Source organism: Halobacillus sp. GSS1 (genome assembly GCF_017307035.1).
GTDB classification, from domain to species: domain Bacteria; phylum Bacillota; class Bacilli; order Bacillales; family Halobacillaceae; genus Halobacillus; species Halobacillus litoralis.
Genome location: NZ_JAFLHE010000011.1, coordinates 17,335 through 40,271, shown reverse-complemented (window position 1 = coordinate 40,271; position 22,937 = coordinate 17,335). Strand labels below are relative to the sequence as shown.

At 43.9% G+C, this 22,937-nt stretch carries 25 protein-coding genes; 17 read left to right on the top strand and 8 right to left on the bottom strand.

The genetic code is table 11. The annotated features are described in order from the left end of the window. Positions 1-20 precede the first annotated feature (20 nt). Complete coding sequence (locus J0K78_RS16145) at positions 21-1,217, bottom strand: ornithine--oxo-acid transaminase (protein WP_206947963.1); 1,197 nt, start codon at positions 1,215-1,217, stop codon at positions 21-23. A 161-nt stretch (positions 1,218-1,378) separates the two neighbouring features. On the opposite strand from J0K78_RS16145, the gene J0K78_RS16140 reads away from it, so the two are divergent. The 8 genes from J0K78_RS16140 (at position 1,379) to J0K78_RS16105 (ending at position 12,202) form a co-directional block, all read left to right on the top strand. Continuing rightward, complete coding sequence (locus J0K78_RS16140; protein WP_206947962.1) at positions 1,379-1,738, top strand: YisL family protein; 360 nt, start codon at positions 1,379-1,381, stop codon at positions 1,736-1,738. Between the two features lie 869 nt (positions 1,739-2,607). Then, a complete protein-coding gene (gene asnB / locus J0K78_RS16135) occupies positions 2,608-4,449 on the top strand; it encodes an asparagine synthase (glutamine-hydrolyzing) (RefSeq protein WP_206947961.1) in 1,842 nt (613 codons plus the stop codon). Positions 4,450-5,183: 734 nt separating this feature from the next. Then, positions 5,184-7,121 carry an N-acetylglucosamine-specific PTS transporter subunit IIBC gene (gene nagE, locus J0K78_RS16130; protein ID WP_206947960.1) on the top strand — a complete coding sequence of 646 codons (1,938 nt, stop codon included), beginning with the start codon at positions 5,184-5,186 and terminating at the stop codon, positions 7,119-7,121. Beyond that, on the top strand, positions 7,114-8,298 hold the full coding sequence (gene nagA, locus J0K78_RS16125) for an N-acetylglucosamine-6-phosphate deacetylase (protein ID WP_206947959.1): 1,185 nt from the start codon (positions 7,114-7,116) through the stop codon (positions 8,296-8,298). The genes nagE and nagA overlap by 8 nt, the downstream gene beginning before the upstream one ends. Beyond that, the gene (gene nagB / locus J0K78_RS16120) at positions 8,295-9,032 is read left to right on the top strand and encodes a glucosamine-6-phosphate deaminase (protein WP_206947958.1); all 738 of its coding nucleotides are present in this window, start codon (positions 8,295-8,297) and stop codon (positions 9,030-9,032) included. Before nagA ends, nagB begins: the two co-directional genes overlap by 4 nt. 5 nt (positions 9,033-9,037) lie before the next feature. Beyond that, a complete protein-coding gene (phnF, locus tag J0K78_RS16115) occupies positions 9,038-9,760 on the top strand; it encodes a phosphonate metabolism transcriptional regulator PhnF (protein WP_206947957.1) in 723 nt (240 codons plus the stop codon). Positions 9,761-9,770: 10 nt separating this feature from the next. Then, positions 9,771-10,484: an SIS domain-containing protein gene (locus J0K78_RS16110; RefSeq protein WP_206947956.1), complete on the top strand. Its 714-nt coding sequence runs from the start codon at positions 9,771-9,773 to the stop codon at positions 10,482-10,484. A 305-nt stretch (positions 10,485-10,789) separates the two neighbouring features. Continuing rightward, positions 10,790-12,202 carry an alpha-amylase family glycosyl hydrolase gene (locus tag J0K78_RS16105; RefSeq protein WP_206947955.1) on the top strand — a complete coding sequence of 471 codons (1,413 nt, stop codon included), beginning with the start codon at positions 10,790-10,792 and terminating at the stop codon, positions 12,200-12,202. A 67-nt stretch (positions 12,203-12,269) separates the two neighbouring features. Here the strand turns inward: J0K78_RS16105 and J0K78_RS16100 are convergent, their stop codons facing one another. Beyond that, a complete protein-coding gene (locus tag J0K78_RS16100; RefSeq protein ID WP_206947954.1) occupies positions 12,270-13,184 on the bottom strand; it encodes a DUF4349 domain-containing protein in 915 nt (304 codons plus the stop codon). Positions 13,185-13,313: 129 nt separating this feature from the next. Continuing rightward, positions 13,314-14,174 carry a DegV family protein gene (locus tag J0K78_RS16095; protein ID WP_206947953.1) on the bottom strand — a complete coding sequence of 287 codons (861 nt, stop codon included), beginning with the start codon at positions 14,172-14,174 and terminating at the stop codon, positions 13,314-13,316. Positions 14,175-14,354: 180 nt separating this feature from the next. On the opposite strand from J0K78_RS16095, the gene J0K78_RS16090 reads away from it, so the two are divergent. Further along, on the top strand, positions 14,355-15,203 hold the full coding sequence (locus tag J0K78_RS16090; protein ID WP_206947952.1) for a YitT family protein: 849 nt from the start codon (positions 14,355-14,357) through the stop codon (positions 15,201-15,203). A gap of 63 nt (positions 15,204-15,266) precedes the next feature. Continuing rightward, positions 15,267-16,166, top strand: a complete 900-nt coding sequence (locus J0K78_RS16085; protein WP_206947951.1) for a BsuPI-related putative proteinase inhibitor — start codon at positions 15,267-15,269, stop codon at positions 16,164-16,166. A 28-nt stretch (positions 16,167-16,194) separates the two neighbouring features. Here the strand turns inward: J0K78_RS16085 and J0K78_RS16080 are convergent, their stop codons facing one another. Further along, positions 16,195-16,458, bottom strand: a complete 264-nt coding sequence (locus J0K78_RS16080) for a NifU N-terminal domain-containing protein (RefSeq protein ID WP_160911972.1) — start codon at positions 16,456-16,458, stop codon at positions 16,195-16,197. A 133-nt stretch (positions 16,459-16,591) separates the two neighbouring features. Here J0K78_RS16080 and J0K78_RS16075 point away from each other — a divergent pair, with 133 nt between their 5' ends. Together J0K78_RS16075 and J0K78_RS16070 are read left to right on the top strand one after the other, a co-directional pair. Further along, positions 16,592-17,419, top strand: a complete 828-nt coding sequence (locus J0K78_RS16075; protein WP_206947950.1) for a DUF2785 domain-containing protein — start codon at positions 16,592-16,594, stop codon at positions 17,417-17,419. A 17-nt stretch (positions 17,420-17,436) separates the two neighbouring features. After that, entirely contained in the window at positions 17,437-17,862 is a 426-nt protein-coding gene (locus J0K78_RS16070) for a hypothetical protein (RefSeq protein WP_206947949.1), read from the top strand. 32 nt (positions 17,863-17,894) lie between these two features. Here the strand turns inward: J0K78_RS16070 and J0K78_RS16065 are convergent, their stop codons facing one another. The 4 genes from J0K78_RS16065 to J0K78_RS16050 all read right to left on the bottom strand — a co-directional run bounded on the left by J0K78_RS16065 (position 17,895) and on the right by J0K78_RS16050 (position 20,178). Then, complete coding sequence (locus J0K78_RS16065) at positions 17,895-18,440, bottom strand: DUF6944 family repetitive protein (RefSeq protein WP_206947948.1); 546 nt, start codon at positions 18,438-18,440, stop codon at positions 17,895-17,897. A 466-nt stretch (positions 18,441-18,906) separates the two neighbouring features. Beyond that, complete coding sequence (locus J0K78_RS16060) at positions 18,907-19,116, bottom strand: DUF3813 domain-containing protein (RefSeq protein WP_089654266.1); 210 nt, start codon at positions 19,114-19,116, stop codon at positions 18,907-18,909. Between the two features lie 2 nt (positions 19,117-19,118). Next, the gene (locus J0K78_RS16055; protein WP_202412394.1) at positions 19,119-19,265 is read right to left on the bottom strand and encodes a hypothetical protein; all 147 of its coding nucleotides are present in this window, start codon (positions 19,263-19,265) and stop codon (positions 19,119-19,121) included. Between the two features lie 94 nt (positions 19,266-19,359). After that, positions 19,360-20,178 carry a Cof-type HAD-IIB family hydrolase gene (locus J0K78_RS16050; RefSeq protein WP_206947947.1) on the bottom strand — a complete coding sequence of 273 codons (819 nt, stop codon included), beginning with the start codon at positions 20,176-20,178 and terminating at the stop codon, positions 19,360-19,362. A 183-nt stretch (positions 20,179-20,361) separates the two neighbouring features. On the opposite strand from J0K78_RS16050, the gene J0K78_RS16045 reads away from it, so the two are divergent. The 5 genes from J0K78_RS16045 to moaD all read left to right on the top strand — a co-directional run bounded on the left by J0K78_RS16045 (position 20,362) and on the right by moaD (position 22,890). Further along, positions 20,362-21,126: an alpha/beta fold hydrolase gene (locus J0K78_RS16045; protein ID WP_206947946.1), complete on the top strand. Its 765-nt coding sequence runs from the start codon at positions 20,362-20,364 to the stop codon at positions 21,124-21,126. 104 nt (positions 21,127-21,230) lie between these two features. Next, the gene (locus J0K78_RS16040; protein WP_089654274.1) at positions 21,231-21,515 is read left to right on the top strand and encodes a metal-sulfur cluster assembly factor; all 285 of its coding nucleotides are present in this window, start codon (positions 21,231-21,233) and stop codon (positions 21,513-21,515) included. A 168-nt stretch (positions 21,516-21,683) separates the two neighbouring features. Then, positions 21,684-22,202, top strand: a complete 519-nt coding sequence (gene mobB, locus J0K78_RS16035) for a molybdopterin-guanine dinucleotide biosynthesis protein B (protein ID WP_206947945.1) — start codon at positions 21,684-21,686, stop codon at positions 22,200-22,202. Continuing rightward, the gene (locus J0K78_RS16030; protein WP_206947944.1) at positions 22,199-22,660 is read left to right on the top strand and encodes a molybdenum cofactor biosynthesis protein MoaE; all 462 of its coding nucleotides are present in this window, start codon (positions 22,199-22,201) and stop codon (positions 22,658-22,660) included. Before mobB ends, J0K78_RS16030 begins: the two co-directional genes overlap by 4 nt. After that, positions 22,657-22,890: a molybdopterin converting factor subunit 1 gene (moaD, locus tag J0K78_RS16025; protein WP_206947943.1), complete on the top strand. Its 234-nt coding sequence runs from the start codon at positions 22,657-22,659 to the stop codon at positions 22,888-22,890. The genes J0K78_RS16030 and moaD overlap by 4 nt, the downstream gene beginning before the upstream one ends. Positions 22,891-22,937: the final 47 nt, after the last annotated feature.

Below are 22,937 nucleotides of genomic sequence, written 5' to 3'. Positions count from 1 at the left end.
GGCTGTCGTATTTTTTATGCTTAGCTTAAAACTGCTTTAATTTGACTGATGGCCCAGTCCAGGTCATCCTGCTCAATCACTAGAGGAGGAGCAAAACGAATGACATTTTCATGAGTTTCCTTACATAGTAATCCTTTTTCTTTTAATTCTTCGCAATACTTACGGGCAGGTTCTGTCATTTCAACACCGATAAAGAGACCTTTCCCACGTACCTCTTTAATTTTCGGGTTGTCGATCGATTTCAGTTCCTGCATCATATAATTTCCAAGCTTAAGAGAACGTTCTGCCAGTTTTTCTTCTTCAATCACTTCGAGGGAGGCGACTGAAACAGCGCACCCAAGTGGGTTACCACCGAACGTGGAACCATGGGAACCTGGATTGAAGACACCAAGGACTTCCCTGTTTGCAACCACACAAGAGATTGGGAAGACGCCGCCGCCTAGAGCTTTCCCAAGAATGAGCATGTCTGGACTGACATTTTCCCAGTCACAAGCGAACATTTTCCCACTTCGCCCAAGACCTGCCTGAATCTCATCAGCAATGAACAGGACATTGTTTTCTTTACAAACCTCATAAGCTTCTTTTAGGAAGCCTTCCGGTGGCATGACGATGCCGGCTTCCCCTTGAATTGGCTCGAGCATAAAGCCGGCCGTGTTTTCTGTAATGGCTTCCTTAAGCGCTTCAATATCTCCGTATGGCACCAGTTTAATGCCTGGAAGCATTGGTCCGAAACCGCGTTTGTATTCCTTCTCAGAAGAAAGGGAAACAGCCGTCATCGTCCTTCCATGGAAGTTCCCTGTACAGGCGATGATTTCCGCTTGGTCTTCTTCCACTTTTTTAACATCATAGGCCCAGCGCCTTGCTGCTTTAATGGCTGTTTCCACAGCCTCTGCCCCAGTGTTCATCGGAAGAGCCATCTCTTTATTCGTCAGCTTGCAAATCTTCTCGTACCAAGGACCGAGCTGATCATTATGAAAAGCACGGGAAGTAAGGGTTACACGATTGGCCTGATCGGTCAGCGCCTGAATGATCTTCGGGTGACGGTGCCCTTGGTTGACGGCAGAGTAAGCGCTTAACATATCCATATAACGATTTCCCTCAGGATCCTCCACCCATACTCCTTCCGCTTTAGAAATAACGATTGGAAGTGGATGGTAGTTCTTCGCACCATACTCCTGGGTTTGATCAATAATGTTTTGACTACTAATTACAGACATGCAATCCCTCCATTTTCAATTCAGTCTTTCATCATTATAACAGGTTTGCTTCTTATTTTCTTATAATTTAGAAAATGATGTCTGTAACAAAATAATAGGAATATGTCGAAGAGTCGTGGTATCATAACCGTAGATTCATATGAAAAGGAGGATAATAAAATATGGCGCACTTACATATTACTTCATGGGTCATCGCATTTGTACTTGTCGGTCTAGTAGTCATGTTCACCCGTAAAGGCAGTGAAAAAGCGGCAAAGATTTCTCACATGATTCTTCGTCTTTTTTACTTGCTTATTCTTTATTCCGGTGGTTCGCTTTTCGCAAGTTATGCCGAATACGGCCCTCTTGTAATGATTAAACTGCTCGTTGGTCTTTGGACCATTGCTTCTATGGAAATGGTAGCTGTCAAATATAAGAAGAAGAAACCAACAGGGATCTGGTGGGCTCAGCTTGCTATTGCTGGAATCATCGCGATTATTCTTGGATTTGGTTTCTTACCAGCAGGGATATTGCCAGCATAAAAATAAAGCTGCATGCGTTAATCGCATGCAGCTTTTTAATATCGAAAAAAGGGGGCTGTGTTTCTGTGTCTGATATTCGTCCGTTATTTGGGGGGTAACGGTGATAACTATTATCATTTATAATGATAATCATTCTCAATTTATATGTCAACACATTTATGTAACTTTTTCTCTCTTCCATAAAAGCTCCCGTTTGTGGAAGACTCAGTTTCGAGACTTTTGTTGAGTGGATGGGGGCTGCGGGGAAAGCTCGCTTTCCGCGGGAGCGCGGTGAGCCTCCTCGGACTGCGTCCTGTGGGGTCTCATCAAGCACTTTTTTCCCGCAGGAGTCTCACCATTCCCCTCCGCCCCTTTGCTATATCAGTGTCTCGAAACCACTTCATGAATAATCAGCTATTCTATTTGATGAGAGTATAAGGATAATACTCCCAAGCCGAGGTGCTTGAACCCTGAAAGCTTGATACAGAGCGTTTTATGCCTACAACAACCGGGATAGTGGAAGACCATCCAACTTTGGTGAAGGGGTTCGTTTACCCTCTCTTTGAATGGGGTGGTTGGGAAGCTGCGAGACTCCCGTGGGAGAAGGAGATAGGCGAGATCCCACAGGACTCAGTCCGAGGAAGCTCGGCGCTCCCCCACAGGAAAGCGAGTAGCTTCCCAGCCACCCCTGACGCTCAACCCGGCAATGAACCCTGGAAAGTCTCGAAACTGAGTCTTCAACAATCCTGCCATTTACTTTAATAGTGCAGGAGGGTTTCATAAGAAAAACGTTGCCATCATATAGTGAGTCATGATGGTTTTTTTATGTGAAAATCCAGCGCTGAAGCGTGACTTGCGCATTTCGTATTGAAAAAGGATGGTGAGGCTAGATGTGTGGAATTGTTGGATGGATCGATGCAGCCCATAAAACAGAAGAAAAGGCTTCGATATTGGATCGAATGGCAAACACGTTGCAGCACCGCGGACCGGATGATTACCAAAAATGGATCGAGGGTCCGGCTGCGTTCGGTCACCAACGTTTAATAGTTGTAGACCCTGCCGGAGGTAAACAGCCGATGATCCGCAAGGCGAGGGATGAAGAATACATTTTATGCTATAACGGAGAACTTTACAATACAGAGGATGTCAGAGATCAACTGAAGACAAAAGGATGGACGTTCCAATCTCACTCAGATACGGAAGTGGTTCTTGTTAGTTACATGGAGTGGGGAGGATCATGTGTCGACTATTTGAATGGGATCTTTGCATTCAGTGTCTGGGAGAAACACCGGGAACGCCTCTTTCTAGCTCGTGACCGTCTGGGGGTCAAGCCGCTTTTTTACAGTGACCGAGGGAGCGGAGTAATGTTTGCCTCTGAAATGAAAGCTTTATTAGCCCATCCGGAAGTTACATCCGCTGTGGACAGCAACGGTCTTCATGAACTGTTGTCTTTGGGACCGTCGAGGACCCCAGGAGAGGGGATCTTTCAAGAAATTAATGAAATCCGTCCTGGTCACCGCGCCGTTTTTGAAAATGGAAAATTGAAGGTCGACAGGTATTGGAATGTAGAAAGCGCTCCTCACGAAGATTCTTTTGATGAGACGGTTGCCCGCGTACGCGAATTATTTATGGACGCCTCTCAGAGACAGCTCGTATCAGATGTGAAACTGGGGACCTTTTTATCAGGAGGTGTCGATTCAAGTGCCATAACGGCTGTGGCTGCTGAAAAATATAAGCAAGACCAGTTAGGTGCACTCCAGACATTTTCTATCGATTATAAAGATCAAGAGAAATTTTTCAAAAAGAATGCGTTCCAACCAGACCGGGATGAAGCGTTCATTAATCTTGTCAGTGCGCAAAATCAAACGAACCACACGGTCATGGAAGCGAGAACAGAGGATCTTGTGTCACGTTTGAAACGGGCCGTGGAACTTCGGGATCTGCCCGGGATGGCCGATGTGGATTCATCTTTACTTTGGTTTTGTGAGGAAATTAAAAACCATGTGACCGTTGCGCTTTCCGGAGAATGCGCGGACGAAATTTTTGGAGGATATCCTTGGTTTTACAGGAAAGAAGATAAAGAAAGAAAAGGATTTCCTTGGATTCGCTCTCTTAATGAGAGGGTTACGCTCGTCCGTCAAGATTTAAAAGGGGATATTGATATAGAATGGTACATGTTGAAGCGGTATCAGGAAACTATTGCAGAAACACCCCTGCTTGCAGGTGAGGATGAAGATAGTAAGAAACATAGACAAATGTCATATTTGAATATGAACTGGTTTATGCAGACCTTACTTGAGCGGAAGGACCGTATGAGTATGGGGGCGAGTCTTGAGGTGCGTGTTCCATTCAGCGATCATCGTCTCGTGGAGTATGTATGGAATGTGCCATGGAGCATGAAGTTTCATAATGATCAGGAGAAAGGACTTCTGCGTCAAGCCTTAAGAGGGATTTTGCCGGATAAAGTACTCTTTCGGAAGAAAAATCCATATCCGAAAACCTTCCACCCTGATTATACAAAGGCTGTTTGTACGTGGATGGAAGAGACGCTTGCGGATCCGGATGCGCCGCTTTTTGATATTTTTGATCGTAACCAAGTGAGGAAACTTAAGGATTCGGAAGGGAAATCGATTGATACACCGTGGTTCGGTCAGCTTATGACAGGCCCACAGTTAATTGCCCATCTTTGCCAGATTGACCACTGGCTCAGAACCTACAAAGTCACCTTCTAACCAAACCGCCCAAGCCAGGGCGGTTTTTTTCAATTCCTCCAACCCCAGAATTGCTCCCGTTTGTGGAAGACTCAGTTTCGAGATGTTCGTGTCATTCTAGGGGCTCCGGGAAAAGGTTCGCTTTCCATGGGGCGGGCGGTGAGCCTCCTCAGGCTACGCCTTCCGGGGTCTCACCTGTCCCACACGTCCCATAGGAGTCTCACCGTTTCCCTCCGCCCCTTTACCTTATAAGAGTCTCGAAACAACTCGAGATTTGAAACCTTATTTAAATGTATAGGTTAAATGCGCTCTGGATCAGCCTTTTCGTACTTTGGAGGTGTTCTAATTATCCACTTCCCTCAACCATACAAACTGGTTTTTTAAGTAGTAGTTTCGAGTATCTTCTTTGGGTAAGTGGGCGGAGGGGAATGGCGAGACTCCTGCGGAAAAAAAGTGCAGGGTGAGACCCCACAGGACGCAGTCCGAGGAGGCTCACCGCGCTCCCGCGGAAAGCGAGCTATTCCCCGCAGCCCCCATCCACTCAGCATAAGTCTCGAAACTGAGTCTTCAAGAAACCTGCCATATTCTTTAATAAGGTTAAATCGTATAAATGTGTAGAAAATGTAGGTAAGGAGAATATTTGGTTATGTTTTTTATAGAATATTCAAACATCATTCACTGGTATAGACAACTAGAAAACAGGGTGGTAAGATGATTTCAGTAAAACGTTTTCAATTTGAAGGAGGTTAGCGACAATGCTAAGTTTTTTACAACGAATAGGTAAATCATTAATGTTCCCAATCGCTACATTGCCGGCTGCGGCTCTGCTGGTACGGTTAGGGATGGAAGATATGTTGAATATTCCGTTCATTACAGCAGCTGGTAACGGGATACTCGGAAATTTGGCTCTTATATTTGCCATCGGTATTGCGATGGGTTTTGCCAAAGATGGGAATGGTGCAGCTGCTTTAGCAGGTGCCATCGGTTATTTGGTCCTTGATGGTGGAATAGAGGCGATCAATAAGGATGTGGATATGGGTGTTTTTGCCGGTGTGATAGCTGGTGTCATCGCCGGGATGTTGTACAACAAGTACAATGATGTGAAATTCCCGGAATTCCTTTCTTTCTTTGGTGGGAAGCGATTCGTTCCAATCATCACATCAGCAGTTATGGTCGTCCTTTCCTTTGTATTCGGCTATATATGGGTGTATCCACAAGCCGTCCTTGATTCAACGGCAAACTGGATTCTAAACGGGGGAGAACTGGGCGTAGGTGTCTATGGTGTGTTGAACCGTCTGCTTATCCCGGTCGGTTTACACCACGTTATGAATGCCTTGATCTGGTTTGATTTCGGTACATTTACAACAGAGGCCGGTGAAGTTGTGCGCGGAGAGATCAATCGCTTCCTAAATGGGGACCCTTCCGCTGGTTACTTCCTGGCTGGATTTTTCCCAGTCATGATGTTCGGCCTGCCGGCTGCATGCCTAGCTATGTATGCCGCGGCGAAAAAAGAGAGAAAAGCAGCAGTTGGAGGAATGTTTTTGAGTATTGGTTTAACCTCCTTCATTACGGGAGTTACCGAACCAATTGAATTTTCTTTCATGTTCCTTTCTCCACTTTTATATGTCGTACACTCCTTGTTGACCGGTGTGTCTATGATCCTTGCTTTTGTGTTTGATGTCAGACATGGTTTCGGTTTTTCAGCAGGATTAATTGATTATTTACTGAACTACAACATTGCACAGAATCCGTTCACTCTGATTTTAATCGGCTTGTTTATGGGAGCGGTCTATTTCGTAATTTTCTACTTCCTTATTGTTAAACTGGATTTGAAAACACCAGGGAGAGAAGACGAGGAAGTGGAAGAGGGAGCTACTGAAACAGAAAGCAGTGATTACGATGCGAAAGCTTACCATTATCTAAACGCGTTAGGTGGTCCTGAAAATATAGAAACGTTGGATTATTGTACCACTCGACTTCGTCTTGAAATGAGAGACCGGGACAAAATCAATGAAAAAGAGTTGAAGCGTCAAGGGGCACGCGGAGTCATGAAACTTGGTAAAAGGAATCTTCAAGTGATTGTGGGTACTTCTGTCGAGTTTGTCGCAGATGCAATGAAGAAACAAATGGAACATGGATATCGTGCTCCTGAAGGTGTCACGGATGAGGAAATCCCACCTGAAGAGAAAGAGTCAAAAAAGGTTCCGTCAAGAAAAGTAAAAGAAGAAGATTTTCAAATGCCGTTGAATGGAAACGTTCTTCCTCTCTCCGAAGTCCCGGATGAAGTGTTTGCCAAAGGGATGATGGGACCAGGGTTTGCCATTGATCCTTCAGAAGGCACCTTCCATTCGCCTGTGAACGGGAAAGTCCTTCAAGTTTTCCCGACGAAACATGCTATCGGACTTGAGCTGGAGAATGGATTGGAAATGTTGATTCACGTTGGTTTGGATACCGTTAAGCTAAATGGAGAAGGATTCGAAGCACTTGTTGAATCTGGACAAAAGGTGGAACAGGGAACGCCGTTGCTGCGTGTGGATCTTGATTTTGTCAAAGCGAATGCACCGTCTGTCGTAACTCCGTTTATTTTCACGAATGCGGAAGGAGCAAACGTGGAACTTCTTAAAGAAGGATACCTGGAACAAGGCCAAAAAGGGGTAATGAAAATAGAGGAAGGAGGCAAAGGGAATGAATGATTTGGTCATTACGAATGTAACCATCGTTACGGAAGATAGGACCATACCCTCCGGTAGTGTAAGGGTAAGTGAGGGGAAAATAGAAGAAATTCAGGAAGAAATCATCGTTAAGGACGGGGCTCCTGTCATTGATGGGCATGGTAGAAACCTTACTCTCCTACCAGGTTTCATAGACGTACACATCCATGGGGCCAATGGTCATGACGTGATGGACGCTACTGAGGAAGCTTTGCATGGGGTGGCCGTTCAGCTCCCCATGGAAGGGACGACGAGTTTTCTGGCCACAACCATGACGCAATCCAGAGAAAGAATTTCTCAAGCCGTGACAAATGCGGGGACATATATGGAACAACAGCAGAGGAATGGACAAGCAGAAGTTCTTGGGATTCACCTCGAAGGGCCTTTTATTTCACCATCTAAAGCAGGGGCTCAGCCTTTGGAACACATTACGGAACCTTCCCTCACCCTTTTCGAGCAATGGCAGAACGAAAGTCAACAGCAGATCAAACTCGTAACCTTGGCCCCTGAATTGAAAGGTGCTCTTCCTTTTATTGAAAAGGTCAGGGGAAAAGGTGTGATTTGTTCCTTGGGACATAGCGAAGCCTCTTTGGCGGAAGCGAACGATGCGGTTGAAAAAGGCGCGAGCCATGTGACACATTTATACAATCAGATGAGTGGTCTTCACCATAGGGAACCTGGCTTAGTTGGAGCTGCTTTTACGAATCCTGACCTTTTCGTGGAGATGATTGTCGATCACATCCACATCCATCCGGAAGCGGTCCGCTTAGCTTATCAGATTCTTGGAAGTGATCGAACAATCCTGATCACTGATGCGATGAGGGCCAAGTGTCTACCTTCTGGTACCTATGATCTTGCGGGACAAAATGTGACTGTGGAAAATGGAGAAGCCCGCCTTTCTGATGGCACGCTAGCAGGCAGTATTCTAACATTGGAAGAAGCGGCACGAAAAATGCGCACCTTTGCTGGAGTGGGTCTGAATGAATTAGTTAAAATGACTTCCGCTAATGCAGCCCGGGAGCTTGGGGTTTATGATCGGAAAGGGAGTATTGCCAAAGGGAAAGATGCAGACCTCGTCCTATTAGATGAAGAAGGCTGTGTAGTGACAACGATTTGTCGTGGAGTGATTAGTTATGATGGGAAGGGGGGAGCATCATGAATGTCATTGTTGCAAGAAATTATGAGGAAATGAGTCAGACGGCTTCCCGAATGATTGAAGAACAAATCACAAAAAAGCCGGATACTGTGCTAGGCTTAGCTACAGGTGGAACGCCTCTAGGTACCTACAAAGAATTGATTAAGGGCTATAAAGAGGACCGTGCAGACTTTCGTCATATAAGGACAATCAATTTAGATGAATACGTAGGTCTGGCTCCCGAACATCCTCAGAGCTACCGATATTTTATGAATCATCACTTGTTCCAGTTTATCAATATTGATCTGGAACACACGCACATACCTTTTGGAAAGACCGAAGAACTGGAACAAGAGTGCAAGCGTTATGAAAATGTGATTGACCGGATTGGCCCCCCTGATTTACAGCTACTAGGGATTGGGGAAAATGGACATATCGGATTTAACGAACCTGGCACTTCGTTTGATAGTGAGACGCATATTGTACATCTGACTGAGTCAACGAGGGAAGCCAATGCCCGTTTCTTTGAATCTATGGAATACGTGCCGACGAAGGCGATTACCATGGGCATCCGTTCCATATTAAAAAGCCGTAAAATTGTTCTTTTGGCTTCCGGTGAACGAAAAGCGGAGGCCATTCTCCGACTGATTCAAGGGGAGCTTGATGAGCAGTTTCCTGCCTCTTCATTAAAAAGCCATGATGACATTACTTTACTCGTAGATGAAGATGCGTATAAGAAAGTTCAACGGAAAGGATGAATCCTTTGTTAAAGAAAAACGTTCCGTTACCACTGTATTATCAGATTGAAGAGTACTTGAAACAAAAGATAGAAGAAGAGGAGTTTGAGGTCGGTAAAATGATCCCGTCCGAGCGGGAGCTTTCCGAGCGTTTTGAAGTCAGTCGTATGACTGTAAGACAGGCAGTGACTAATTTGGTGAACGCAGGTGTCCTTTACCGTGAAAAGGGAAAAGGCACATATGTAGCAGAAAAGAAACTTGAACAACCGCTGAAAGGGTTAACGAGTTTTACGGAAGACATGAAGCAGAGGGGAATGTCATCGAGCAGTCAGCTGCTGGCCTTTGATGTTATTGCAGCACCAAGAGATATCCGGGAAAAACTAGATCTGGAAGAAGAGGATAAAGTGTACTGTATTCAGCGGATAAGGATAGCCGAGGACAAACCAATGGCCATCGAAACCACTTTTATGCCTCAAGAATTACTGCCGAACTTAACGGAAGATATTGTGCACGGATCCATATATCATTATGTAGAGCATGATTTAGGCATGGCCATCAGTCAGGCACGCCAGATCATCGAAGCACGTGCTGCCGATGAGGAAGAAGCGGAACACTTGAATATCTCTCCTCATTCCCCGGTGCTTCATATTGAACGTAAAAGTTTTCTTGCTCAAAGTGTTCCTTTTGAGGTCGTTAAATCCACCTATCGTGCCGATCGGTATAAATTCATCACGGATATTGATCGATAAGGAGTTCGAGATGAGCTATTTAACAAAAGTTTCCCAGAAATTGTTGGAAATTGATTCTTCCCAATTCCATAACTTTGAGAAAGTAGGTGAAAACCTCTCCAGTATCATTCAAGCAGGAGGGGTTATCCATACCTTTGGTTGTGGTCATTCCAGTTTACTTGCTCAGGATGTTTTTTATCGGGCGGGAGGACTTGTACCTGTGCATCCTATCTGGATTGAAGAATTAATGCTGCATCGAGGAGCGAGTCAGGCGAGTGAAAATGAACGTAAATCTGGAATAGTTCAGCCGTATTTGGAAAAAGAAGACTTGCAGAGAAAAGATGCTGTGCTGATTATTTCTACTTCCGGTCGCAATCCTGCTCCTATTGAAACAGCTATTTATTGTAAAGAAAAAGGTCTATACACCGTGGCTTTAACCTCCCTCGGTTATAAAGAAAGTCAACCGTCCCGTCACCCCAGTAACTCCAGGCTTGAGGATGTCGTCGATGATCTTATCGACATGGAAGTTCCAGTTGGGGATACGATTATGCACAAAGGAGATCGATCTTATTCTCCAGTTTCTTCTGTAGTAGGAACAGGGATTTTACACGAACTTATGACGCGAACGATTGAGAGAATCGCAGAAAGTGGTGAAGCACCTCCTGTTTTCAAAAGCGGGAATGTCGACGGTTCTGATCAACATAACCAAAACATGATGGAAGCTTACAAACGTATCTCTTTCTAGAGAAATATTATTAGTCAGTAATATTGTACGTTTGTCATAAAGCGCTCTATAACAAGCTTTTTGCATGAATAATAGAGGATAGCGTATGCATTTTGCTTCACTTTCCTTGCAAGATATAAGCTTCCTTTTAGTTAATATATTTGTGATTTGAATCCGCTCCATTCAGACCTTTCGTAGGTCTGTTTTTTTTGAGAGAGAGGGAGAACTGTGTCAATTTCTTGGAGAATCGGATAGGAGATTGACGGAGGAAGGTAGGAAAGGCTACTCTAGAATGAGGTATGACATCTGTAAGGGGGACACGGAAGATGAAAAGAGCAATAATGCTGTTGGCATGCCTCCCGTTTTTGCTGGGGTTGCCTTTGGCGGCAGGAGCTGAAGAAAGCGGAGAGAAGCAATGGCAGGATGAAAGCGTTTATTATATTGTTGTCGATCGATTTATGAACGGAGACATGGACAACAATGAGGGCGTAGATCTGGGAGACTCAAACGCTTACCATGGCGGTGATTTATCAGGGATTGTCGATCAATTGGATTACATAAAAGAATTGGGGTTTACTACGATTCAACTCTCCCCGATCATGCAGAATGATGAAGATAGCTACCACGGTTTCCATGTTTCAGACTTCCGCAATGTGGAAGAACATTTCGGGACTGTTGAAGAAGCGAAACAAGTGGTGGAAGAGGCTCATGCGCGTGATATCAAAGTGATTTTTGATCTTCCTATTGGATTTGTGTCTGAAAACCATCCGTGGACAGAGAACGATGCAAGGTCCGCGTGGCTGACAGGGGAAGAGGTAGTAAGCGAGCACCCCTGGTTTAATCAATTGCCTCAGGTTGATGTGAATGATGAAAGTGTAGCCGCTTATTTCAAAGAAACGATGGAATTTTGGAAAGAAGAAACAGGGGTAGATGGTTTCAGGGTCATCACGGATGGTTCGGATTTAAGTGAAACGTCCTTACAGGATAGTCCACTAATTGTGTACACCTCATCAATCGATGAAGATCACTTGTTTAGAACTGTGACAAGAGAAGCTTTTAGTCAAGCTGGAAACTCTTTAAACGATCTTTTAATAGAAGAGAATCATACACAGCCGCACCAGCTGGACTTTTACGATGTGTCCCGTTTCACACATGAAGCTGTTGTAGAAGGACAAAATCCTATCACCAGGTGGCAGCTGGCTTTGACGCATGCATTTACGGCACCGGGCATTCCTGTGTTGTATTATGGAACAGAAACCCCGATAGATGATGGGGGAGATCCACAAAACCTCCCGATGATGAATTTTAAGGCCGGGGATGAAAAAATGAAAAAACGGATAGAGAAACTGACTTCGATGAGAGAGCAGTTTCCAGCCCTCACAAGAGGAGACTACCGCGAATTGTATAATGAGGATGGACTTGCCGTTTTCAAACGCACCTATGAAGGTAATGCCATGATTATTGCCATCAATAATGCGGAAGAAACCCGAACAACGACCTTGGAAGGACTGGAGGATGATCACCAGTTGAGGGGCTTGCTTCATGATGGTCTCGTCCGTCAGCAAAGTGATGGATCCTACCGGTTAGGAATGGAACGTGAAACAGCCGATGTCTTCATTGTTGAGCCAAATAGTGGCTACAACTGGTTGTTTATAGGGTTCGTTGGTGGAGTACTCTCTTTATTTGTTATAGCGGTTACAGTGATCAGCTTGAAGAATCGTAAAGCGGATAAACAATAAATAAAAAAACAGGCCTTAACGAGGTCTGTTTTTTTTAGATATTTTCTTGGTGAATGTCTTATTTCCATTATTTTTCATTAGATTCGCTTTTTCTTTTCTTTCGACGCCATATCCAAATAGCCAAGACAATGAGGATGACCGGTACAAGGATTGGAGAGTAACCTATGGCTGCTACGAACAACCAGGAAGCGACGTTGACGATCCCATTGATACTGTTGAAGAAGGCTTGCTTTGTCCGTTCCCACGTATTCAAGTCTCCTTGATCAACTCCACCAACGAGGACTTTGGTTTCAGTAAAGGAAACAGTAATGGTGGAAAAATCACTTTGATTTTCTAAGTAGTTCATCTCCCCTTTAAGAGATTCGATATCTGATTGGACACGTTCAAGATCCTGGGATATTTCCACTAAGTCTTCCGTTGCACTGGCTTCTTCCAAAAAACTTAGAAGCCTTGCTTCGATTTTTTCCTTTGCTTTTAACCTGGATTCAAGGTCCACGTAATTCTTTGTCACATCTCTACTGTTGACATTCCTGGATTTGATTTGATCTGATATCGTTTCGAACCCACTTAGTAAGTCTTCAAAATTTGGTTGAGGTACCCGAATGCGAATATGACCTTGTCTGTTCCCACGTTCGGTCTTTTGTACATTCGTTTCCACCATATAAGCTTCATGTTCATTCATTTGTGTCTGGAGCTTTTGCTGGAACTTATCGAAATCTTTGGTTTCAAGGTCGATGTGTGCTTCGTAAATCATCATTCTTTCCTGCTGAGCTTCCGTTTGCTCGGTTACATTTTCAGCTGCTTCAGGTGCATCGGCCAGCCCATTTTTTGATGCATCTTCTGTCACTGTGTTCATCGAGTCATTGGCACGGTCAAAACTACTTTCGCTGGTGGATTCTTCGGTGCTGTTTTCTCCGCTGCATGCGGCAAGCAGCATGGCGAGGGTGAAAATAAGTAAGAATGGTAATCCTTTTCTGTACATAAAAAGCCCCCTAATTAGACTTATCAAGGCAGAAGAAGGAACGCTCCAAAGAAAGAGCACCCCGACTTTCCTGCGCCTTTAGTTATTAGTCGTAATTAAGGGAGTAGGGTTACATCTATTTGGGAATGTTTATTTATAAGTGTCATTTAAGAAAAATAGGGCAATGGTGCCTGGTCCGGCGTGGGCTCCAATTGTTGCTCCCACATAATCAATGTGAATTTCTTTTGTTCCGTAGGTTTCTTTAATCATTTCTGCGAGCTGCTCGGCTCTCTCAACGTCGTCCCCGTGGCTGATGGCTATGCGTTGGTTTTGGAGATCTGCTCCACGCTCATCCATGACTTCGAGCATGCGCTTTAATACCTTTTTTGACCCGCGGATTTTTTCAAGAGGAATGAGCTTACCGTCCTCCATATGTAGGAGAGGTTTGATTTTCAGCAAGCCGCCTACAAATGCAGCCGTTCGGCTTACACGACCGCCCCGCTGTAAGTATTCCAGGTCATCGACGGTGAAGATGTGTTCCATATGAGCCGCATGGTATTGTCCAAGTTCAAGAACCTCATTGTAGGATGCACCATCTTCCGCTAATTCTGCAGCCCTAAGAACTACCAAACCGTAGCCGAGGGAAGCGGCTTTTGTATCAATGACATCAAATTGGGCGTTCTCATATTCTTCTTTTACCTCTTGTTCAATCATTTTTGCCGTTTGGTATGTACCTGATAGTTCGGAAGAAAAAGCAAAATAAATGAAAGGCTGTCCTTTTTCAGCTAAAGTAGTAAACGTTTCTCGAAAAGCTTGAGGGGATACTTGGGCGGTTTTAGGTGCTTCCCCATTCCGCATCCGTTCGTAGACTTCTTTTGGAGTGATGTCGATTCCGTCTTCATATTCTTCTTCGTTAATGATGACTTTTAAAGGAAGCGAATGGACAGTAAGCCGCTGGAATATTTCTTGGTTTAAATCACTTGCAGAATCACACAATACTTGTACATGCATACGCGTCACCTTCTATTTTTAGGATGTACTTTTAGTTTAGGCACAAACCATGAGATAGTCAAAATATACTGATTGCAAACTATCCGACAAAACTTTACACGATTCTACCAAAATTATCTTGATTTTACTCTACTACGGTGATAAAAATGAATAGATGAAATTAGGCTAGGGGGTCCGCTTGTGTTTACTGTTGAAATAAAACGTATCTTGATTGTTCTGTTCGGCGCCGTGTTAAATGCGGTTTCGCTGAATTTATTCTTGATTGAAGCAAATGTTTATGCGAGTGGGTTTACAGGGGTTGCCCAGTTGCTCACAAGTATTTTAAATGATTTCGCCGGCATACCGATTAGTACAGGTATTCTACTATTCTTACTTAACATTCCAGTCGCTATTCTTGGTTGGTTGAAGGTAGGAAGAGGATTTACCGTTTACAGCGCCATATCAGTTGCTTTTACCACACTATTTCTTGAATTGATTCCTGTCCAGCAATTATCTGAGGACATCATTTTGAATGCGGTGTTTGGTGGAGTCATCGGCGGAATGGGTGTTGGAATTACCTTGAAATGGGGTGCTTCCACCGGTGGTCTTGATATTGTAGCTATGGTATTGTCCCGTATGAAAGACCGCCCGATCGGCATTTATTTTCTTATACTTAATAGTGCAATTATTGCGATTGCAGGGTTATTGTATGAACCGGAGAATGCGCTCTATACGTTGCTGACTTTGTATGTGACTACACGGGTGATTGATGCTGTTCATACACGTCACGAGAAATTAACGGCGATGATCATTACATCGAAAGCAGCCGACTTAGAAAAAGCGATCCATGGGCACATGGTGCGTGGTATTACTACATTGCCAGCGAGAGGAGCTTTCACTCAGCAGGATAAGAATATGCTCGTCATGGTTATCACAAGATATGAACTTTATGATTTACAGCATATTATTCAGGAGGTCGATCCTCAAGCGTTCACGAACATTGTGCAAACCACAGGTATTTTCGGCTTCTTTAGAAAAGATGACCAATAGTGTAACTTTTTTCATAAACAAACGACTCATGTAATAAATAGAAAAGAATAGAGGAGTGGGGTCATGAAAAAGTTTTTGGCCATTTTGTTAGGAGCCCTGATGCTGTCGTTAGCAGCATGTGCTAATGAAACAGAAAATGAAGCAAGTGGAGAAGAAAAGGATGATCAAATGACGGAGGAACCATCTGAACAGGAACCAGAGGTGGATATGGAAGGTTTGATTGAACAAATAGCTATGGACGCAACGGTTGACACGACAGCAGACACCGCAACCTTCAACTTTTCCTTGGAAAATGCAGGGGAAGAGCCGGTTACGCTTGGATTTACTTCCAGTCAAAAGTATGAAGTGCAGGTGAAGAATGAAGCAGGAGAAAGTGCGTACACCTTCTCTGCTGACAAAATGTTCACACAGGCATTGACGACAGAAGAGTTGGCGCAAGGAGATGTCTTTGATGTGAAAGAAACGTGGACGGGGATTGAAAAACCTGGAACATATGAGGCAACCATGACGTTTCTTGTGAATACCATCAATGATCAGCCTTTAGAAGCGAATCCTTTCCAAGTGACTCAAAGCTTTACCATTGAAGAGGACGAAGAAAAGGGAGAGGGATCTGAAAAAGAAGCACCAACGTCTCACCATGATGGAGATGGCCAAGCTTTTCGTGATCTAACCGTCACAGGAGAAAATGGTTCCTATGTAGTTAATGGGGAGGCGCGTGTGTTTGAAGGAAGCTTCCTATACAGTGTAGAAGACGGTCATAATGTGCAAATAGAACCAACAGCTTTCCAAGTCGATGAAGGTGCTCCTTCATGGTCTGCGTTTGAGCTTAAGATTGATATTCCCGAAGAAGACCTTCCGATGTTTGGGACTCTGACCCTTACATTGTTTGAAGAAAGTGCACAAGATGGAAGTCCGACCAATGTGAATTACATCCCATTAGAAAACTTCCAACCGGAAGAATAAAAAAATCCGCCATCATGGCGGATTTTTTTTAATAGCCGTATTCTTCTAGTGTACTCATCACTTTGGGAGTCAACTCATCCCATTCGGCCTGCGGGAGTTTATTGACTGTGATGAAGTTTTGGAAGCCGAAAACGTTATCGACACCGTCAAGTTCCATCAAATCGTTCATAATTTTATGCTCGCTTGTTTGACCAGGCATGACAGAGACGCTTCCGTCTCCTTGAAAAATCATAGACTCAGTCGTGAATTTTCGCGCATTAGGGTTGGGTGTTTCCTGTACTTGAATTGCCATTAAAGTATCCTCCTCTATTCCGTCTCTTCTTATTCTATCAAAAAATAATAACCTTCAAAACTACGAACCACCTAGTTACATGATTAGCCATCATATGTGGTACAATGAGAGCAATGTTTAGGAGGTGTGTGCGATGGAATCAAGACTGATTGAAGTGTTACAGCCGATCAAGGATAATGATTACACGCTGCCTGAAGGTCAAAACTTACAAGAGCTCACCACTATGATGCTACAAAAAATCGGATCTGTCCATCCTGTTCTGCGAGATGATTTGATCCATTCCATATTCACGAAGTTTATTGAACGAGGTCATTATACAAATGAACAATTAAAGAATATTCTACAGTCGGTTTTGAACAAAAATTATTTATTCTACCGGATTGGCACCTCTAAAAAAGAAGAGGATGCCGTGTTTAAACGAAGTTTTTCTGTATTGTTAATTTCGCCCATCATGGAAAAACACAGAGATTCATCTTTTTTAAAGGAAGAAGAAGTCCATCGTGTATGGGGCCATTTGAAAAAGTATATGCAGCAAGAAAAGGATCACCGCGGGTACGTGAAAGATAAAGGATGGGCACATGCCATGGCCCATGCAGCTGATGCCATCTACAGTGTGGCTGCCTGTGAAGAAATTACAAGAGAAGAAATTCTTGAAATGCTGCCAGTGATTAGAGAGCAGTTTCTTATCGATCATCCGTACCTTTTTGATGAGGAAGAGCGGATGGTGACCGCGGTTATGAAAATGTTTGGTAAGATCAGCCATGCCGAGCGGGTAGAGTGGCTGGAAACACTGCTTTATATCCGTGACAGCTGGCAGGACCCGAATGAAGATATCATCATCAATAACAGCAAACACTTTATGAGGGCTCTTTACTTTCGTATGCTTGAAGGGGATTATCGAGAGCTCAGGCAGGTTTTGGAGATGCTATTAAGGGAACTTAGGAAACAGGAAGCCTACTAAAACCTTGGAGGATGCTTATGATTCGATGGGGAGTCTTTATAGGAACAACATCAGGAATTGTTCTTGGTTTGTATATGTGGTTTGTAGAGCAGATAACGGGGAAGAAAGTGTACACACTGCTTATGAATGTGGACTTTATCCCGGTCATAGGTAACATTGATTGGCCGATTTTGATGGAATGGCTTTTCCACATGGTTATATCCTGGATCATTGGCATCCTGTATAGTTATGCCTTTATGCGTAAGTTGAAGGAAACCAATCGGAACCGGTGGGGGCTTGCCATTCTCCTTACAGCCATTGCTGCTACGACCTATGTACCGCTAACGATCCTAGCCATTAAAGAGACTCCTGCTTTGACAGATGGGACAGCGATATTCTATTGGTTGATTGGGCATGTCCTATATGCATTTACTTTGAAAAAGTCTTATTATCGATTCGAGTAAAAGGCCGGGAATTCTCCCGGCCTTTATGTATTCTATGCTCTACTCCATTCCTGCTTCGTGATAGCAAGGGCTACAATGATGGCTCCCATCGCCTGTATCCAACTTCCAAGTGCAGCAAAATGGCTGGCGTCCATTTCTTTCAATTCGCGTCCTGCAGCAATCGCCTGAATAGAATTTCCAACGACCTGTAAGAGATCTCCATTTAATTTGTAAACATTCGTCAAAGAAGGTTCCGCCTCGTAAGTTTCTGAAAACCCAACAGCCCCTCCCAGTGCTTGTAACAAATTCCCTTTTATAACCAGATTCAGACTGGTTCTTCTATCTAAATTCCCTAGAATACTGTAAATGATGGTTGAGTTTCCAGTTGCTTGAATGATATTTCCTGATGCAGAGAGGGTGGAGTCTGATTCATCCGCAATGAGTCCATTTCCAGTGGCCTGCAGTGTATTCCCTATGAGATCAAGACCTTCACCATCGTCACCTGTATGGGCATTGATCGACGCATTTACGGCTGAAGCAACTGTCCCTGCTGCAACAATCCAGGAACCGGTGAAGGTTTTGTTATTTTTACTACCCATGGTTTATTCCTCCTCTCTTTATGGTACTCCAGAATGGTCTGAAGGTGATAAGGAAAAGAGGAGGATAGTCTAAAGCAACCAATTGTCTATAAATACATCGAAGCGCCCGATTGTGCACTCAATCGGGCGCTTCGATGTATTTAGAAAATCATTAGGGGGTACTCATTATATACCCGTAAAGACAAGTTTATAACTCATAAACTACACTCAAACGAAAACACCTATTATTACCCATAGTTCTTCAACAATATGGCAGGATTGTTGAAAACTCAATTTAGAGACTTTTGTTGAGTTGATGGGGATGCGGAGAATGACTCGCTTTCCGCGTGAGTGCGATGAGCCTCCTCATCACATGGCTTGAAGTTGAAATCTCACACTTCCATGAAGCTCGAAACGGAGTCTTCAAGAAATGGGAGTTTATAATAAAAAAGATCAGGCCGTTGACCGGCCTGATCCTCTACGATGGTTATCGTAAGTTGTTGTGATGAGCTTCCACTTCTTGTTCAAACTGCTGTAGCTGTTGTTTCTCCTCTTGAGAACATTGGCTATAGGCAGACTGAATCGCTTGTTTCGCGGCTTCCATATCATGTTGGCTAGTCGCGTCGTGTTTGCCCCCACGTTTTTGGGTGAAACGGTTGACCGCATCGCGTGCGTTTTCAAAAAGGTTTTTCTCCATGGTTAAAACCCTCCTACCGTATGCTGGTCTGATTCGATTTCTTTACGATCCGCTTCTGAAAGCCTTTTCGGCTCCATCTCGCTCTCGTCGAATTTTCGAACTTCTGTCCAGCGATCCTGTTTACGATTGGTTTTCTTTTGCTGCTCCATGACAAGACCCTCCTGTCATAAAAAAGCCTGAACGCTTTCACGTTCAAGCTTAGTATGGCAGGAGGGCTGTTTTTTACGCTAGGAAAAATGTACCTTATATGGCACGTTTGTTTATTTTTAAATAGTCATCAAGAAAGGCACCTATTCCGTCGTCTTCATTTGAATGGGTGACGTGGTTAGCGAGGTCCTTCAGTTCATTGATAGCATTTCCCATCGCTACACCGACACCGGCATAATCAATCATCTCAAAATCATTGTCTTCATCTCCGAAAGCGATGATGCGTTCCTTCGGGACGTGGAAATAACGGGCGATCTTATCCAGACCGACAGCTTTGTTCATACCTGCCCGCACGATTTCAATGACATGCCAAGGAGCGCCCCATTTACGGTGATCGATCAGAGAAGCGTGATCGTCCAGTTCTTTGCGAAGCATTTGGATCTTTTCTTCTTCCGGATGGATGAGAATGGATGTCGGATCATCTTTCAAGTTTGACTGTAGGCGACCGACGGTAATGGGATCATTTTTTGTTTGAAAAATACTCATAATTTCCTCATCATATTGATCCAGATACACCTCATCTTTCACTTCAGCAAGAATGTTCTTAACACCGAGTTCCTGACAGGTGTGTATGATTTTATGAGCGGTACGGATCCCTAAAGGTGAATGAATGGCATCCCAACGGTGGTCTTTCGGATGGTGAATCAGGGCCCCGTTGAAATTGACCATTGGTGTCTCGAGCCCGAGTTCATGATAATAATCGATGCTCGCTCTGTGTGGTCTGCCTGTAGCTATGACGACAATATGACCTTGTTCCATAGCCTTGAGGACGGTATTCTTTGTCTTTTCACTAATGACTTTATTATCGGTTAATAATGTGCCATCTAAATCTAAAGCAATCAGATGTCGTTCCATAATCCTTCACCTCATTTGTATGTATAGTTTATCGGGGAGAACGGTGGATTGTAAAGAATTTCCCTTGTGTCAACCTAACACTTTCCAATTAAAGATGGCAGTGTTACGATACATATTATATATACTATTTATAAACACATCTTAAACAAAACGTAAAGTTTTTGCAGAAAGGAAATAGGAACAATGATTGGGATTTACCGTAATACTTATAAAAATGTACCCGCTCTAACTGTTGTCGATTCGACGAAACAAGACCAGCCATTGCCCGTGTTCATTTACTTCCATGGGTTTACTTCCGCAAAAGAGCATAACTTGCCTCAAGCTTATCTTATTGCACAGAAGGGGTATCGGGTCATTCTGCCTGATAGCGCTCATCATGGCGAGCGTGACGAAGAGCTGCCGAAGCAGGAGTTGAACTTCAAGTTTTGGGATATCGTGTATCAAAATTTAAAAGAACTTCAAGATATAAAAGATGAACTCGACCGCCAGGACCTAATCAAAGATCGGCGCATCGGTGTGGGTGGAACGTCGATGGGTGGTATTACGACGAGTGCTGCATTGACCATGTATCCATGGATTCAAGCTTCTGCTGTCATGATGGGGTCACCAAAGCCCGTTGAATTTGCCCAAAAGCTTATACAGGATGTAGAGAATTCCGGGGTCACACTTCCTTTGAAAGAAGCAGATCTTGAGGAACTATACCAGTCACTTGAAGGTATTGACCTTTCAAAGCAAATGGATAAACTTTATGGGCGTCCATTGTTTTTCTGGCATGGTGATGCGGATCCAGTTGTTCCATTTGAGCATTCCTATGATTTTTATAATGAAGCCATCGATCAATACAAGAATCCTGAAAACATTCGGTTTCTGAGAGAGGTCGGTCGTGATCATAAAGTCAGTCGTTTTGCTGTGCTCGAAATGGTCAATTGGTTGGAGTTAGTATTGTAACCAGTAGGAATATTTTATTCTCTTTGAATTTTTGTTTATAATAGAGTTTGAAGAATTGTGAAGGGGGAACTAATGTGAGTACAACAGCACTTGAAGAAAATGCAATGGGTGCCCTTGAGAATGTCATTGACCCTGAGCTCGGCATTGATATCGTCAACTTAGGTCTGGTCTATGGCGTCGATATAGATGACAATGGCGATACAACGGTAACGATGACACTAACTGCGATGGGCTGCCCGCTTGCGGGTCATATCGAACAGGATGTTAAACGATCTCTCGCTGACTTGCCTGAATTGAATGAAATTAAGGTCAACATCGTTTGGAATCCACCTTGGACCAAAGATCGTATGAGTCGTTATGCGAAGATAGCTCTTGGAATTCCAGATTGATTTATGGAAATTATGCCCCTGCCGTGTGAACGACGGTAGGGGTTTTTACATAGACAAAGGAAAATAGATCCGGCGGTTGCCTTTTCTGTTCCGTTCGCGGTCCAGTGCACATCATCCAAGCCCATTTTCATTGAACATGTGCGAGTGATTACCAAGGAGGGAAGACGAATGGCCGAAACGCCGGTTTTTCAGATTGTCGGGTACAAAAACAGTGGAAAGACCTCTTTACTTTCAGATTTGATTGCCTATGGCACGGATCGAGGAGAGAAAGTCGCTGCAATTAAGCATCATGGTCATGAGGAACCGCTGAAGGTCATGCATCTTGATACAGATAGTTACCGTTTGCATGAATCAGGGGCTTTTATGACAGGGGTGGACAGCCCTCGCAGGTTCCAGCTTGAATTATCACATGAAGATGATTTCCCACTGACACAACTTGTTGAGATATATCAGCATTTTTCTCCGGATCTAATTGCTGTGGAAGGATACAAGCAGGAACACTTTCCTAAGGCTGTCATTATAAAAAGGGAAGAAGACCTGCCTCTGCTTGGTCAGGTGACGAATATCCAATTAGTCATTTGCTGGGATGAACGTTTGATGAATCAAGTATCCTTACCTGCCATACCGCTCAGAGAGTGGAGAAAGCGCTTACCTGAAGTCTATCGTTTAGCGAAGGAGGGGGCATGATGGAGAAACGTTGTTGGATTACAACTGAACCTATTGGGGTTGAAGAAGTGACAAAAAGGGTAATCAGAAGAGAGGCTGGTGCTATAAATACGTTTATTGGCACAGTTAGGGAATTCACGAAAGGTAAACGTACTCTTTATCTAGAGTATGAAACATATAAAGAAATGGCTGAAAAGAAACTGGAACAAATCGCAGCAGAAATTGAAGAACAATGGCCGAGCGCGCAAGTAGTCATTGCCCACCGGGTTGGACGTCTTGCTATTACGGATATTGCTGTAATGATCGCTGTTTCCACACCACATCGGAACGATTCTTATGAAGCCAGTCGTTATGCAATAGAGAGAATTAAGGAGATTGTTCCAATTTGGAAAAAAGAGCATTGGGAAGACGGTGAAGAGTGGATTGGAGACCAAAAAGAGGTGCGGCCGGGAGTTCCGTTAAAGGAGGAAATCAAATGAATACACTCTTATTTTTTGCGGGATTGAAGGAAGCAATTGGAACGGATGAAGTGAGACTCGCAGCTGCCGGAATGACTTTAGGAGAAGTGAAAGAAAAAGTACGCTCTGAATATTCGCTTGATCGAGTGACTAGTTGTATGATGGCAATTAATGAAGAATTTGCGCCCGAGGATACAACGATCTCAGAGGGAGATACGATTGCCTTTATTCCTCCGGTCAGTGGTGGGTAACTCCTTTTAGCCATAGAAAAAGCCAGTACAATCCTTAGAGTTGTACT

What these genes read in the sequence shown, in the direction of transcription:
- J0K78_RS16050 (WP_206947947.1), bottom strand. Translation starts at nt 20,178, where the DNA reads ATGGAACGACATCTGATTGCTTTAGATTTAGATGGCACATTATTAACC.
- nagA (WP_206947959.1), top strand. Translation starts at nt 7,114, where the DNA reads ATGAATGATTTGGTCATTACGAATGTAACCATCGTTACGGAAGATAGG.
- J0K78_RS16060 (WP_089654266.1), bottom strand. Translation starts at nt 19,116, where the DNA reads ATGGAGAAAAACCTTTTTGAAAACGCACGCGATGCGGTCAACCGTTTC.
- J0K78_RS16055 (WP_202412394.1), bottom strand. Translation starts at nt 19,265, where the DNA reads ATGGAGCAGCAAAAGAAAACCAATCGTAAACAGGATCGCTGGACAGAA.
- nagE (WP_206947960.1), top strand. Translation starts at nt 5,184, where the DNA reads ATGCTAAGTTTTTTACAACGAATAGGTAAATCATTAATGTTCCCAATC.
- J0K78_RS16030 (WP_206947944.1), top strand. Translation starts at nt 22,199, where the DNA reads ATGATGGAGAAACGTTGTTGGATTACAACTGAACCTATTGGGGTTGAA.
- J0K78_RS16065 (WP_206947948.1), bottom strand. Translation starts at nt 18,440, where the DNA reads ATGGGTAGTAAAAATAACAAAACCTTCACCGGTTCCTGGATTGTTGCA.
- asnB (WP_206947961.1), top strand. Translation starts at nt 2,608, where the DNA reads ATGTGTGGAATTGTTGGATGGATCGATGCAGCCCATAAAACAGAAGAA.
- J0K78_RS16140 (WP_206947962.1), top strand. Translation starts at nt 1,379, where the DNA reads ATGGCGCACTTACATATTACTTCATGGGTCATCGCATTTGTACTTGTC.
- nagB (WP_206947958.1), top strand. Translation starts at nt 8,295, where the DNA reads ATGAATGTCATTGTTGCAAGAAATTATGAGGAAATGAGTCAGACGGCT.
- J0K78_RS16145 (WP_206947963.1), bottom strand. Translation starts at nt 1,217, where the DNA reads ATGTCTGTAATTAGTAGTCAAAACATTATTGATCAAACCCAGGAGTAT.
- J0K78_RS16045 (WP_206947946.1), top strand. Translation starts at nt 20,362, where the DNA reads ATGATTGGGATTTACCGTAATACTTATAAAAATGTACCCGCTCTAACT.
- J0K78_RS16085 (WP_206947951.1), top strand. Translation starts at nt 15,267, where the DNA reads ATGAAAAAGTTTTTGGCCATTTTGTTAGGAGCCCTGATGCTGTCGTTA.
- J0K78_RS16080 (WP_160911972.1), bottom strand. Translation starts at nt 16,458, where the DNA reads ATGGCAATTCAAGTACAGGAAACACCCAACCCTAATGCGCGAAAATTC.
- J0K78_RS16105 (WP_206947955.1), top strand. Translation starts at nt 10,790, where the DNA reads ATGAAAAGAGCAATAATGCTGTTGGCATGCCTCCCGTTTTTGCTGGGG.
- J0K78_RS16070 (WP_206947949.1), top strand. Translation starts at nt 17,437, where the DNA reads ATGATTCGATGGGGAGTCTTTATAGGAACAACATCAGGAATTGTTCTT.
- J0K78_RS16095 (WP_206947953.1), bottom strand. Translation starts at nt 14,174, where the DNA reads ATGCATGTACAAGTATTGTGTGATTCTGCAAGTGATTTAAACCAAGAA.
- J0K78_RS16040 (WP_089654274.1), top strand. Translation starts at nt 21,231, where the DNA reads ATGGGTGCCCTTGAGAATGTCATTGACCCTGAGCTCGGCATTGATATC.
- mobB (WP_206947945.1), top strand. Translation starts at nt 21,684, where the DNA reads ATGGCCGAAACGCCGGTTTTTCAGATTGTCGGGTACAAAAACAGTGGA.
- moaD (WP_206947943.1), top strand. Translation starts at nt 22,657, where the DNA reads ATGAATACACTCTTATTTTTTGCGGGATTGAAGGAAGCAATTGGAACG.
- J0K78_RS16075 (WP_206947950.1), top strand. Translation starts at nt 16,592, where the DNA reads ATGGAATCAAGACTGATTGAAGTGTTACAGCCGATCAAGGATAATGAT.
- J0K78_RS16110 (WP_206947956.1), top strand. Translation starts at nt 9,771, where the DNA reads ATGAGCTATTTAACAAAAGTTTCCCAGAAATTGTTGGAAATTGATTCT.
- J0K78_RS16100 (WP_206947954.1), bottom strand. Translation starts at nt 13,184, where the DNA reads ATGTACAGAAAAGGATTACCATTCTTACTTATTTTCACCCTCGCCATG.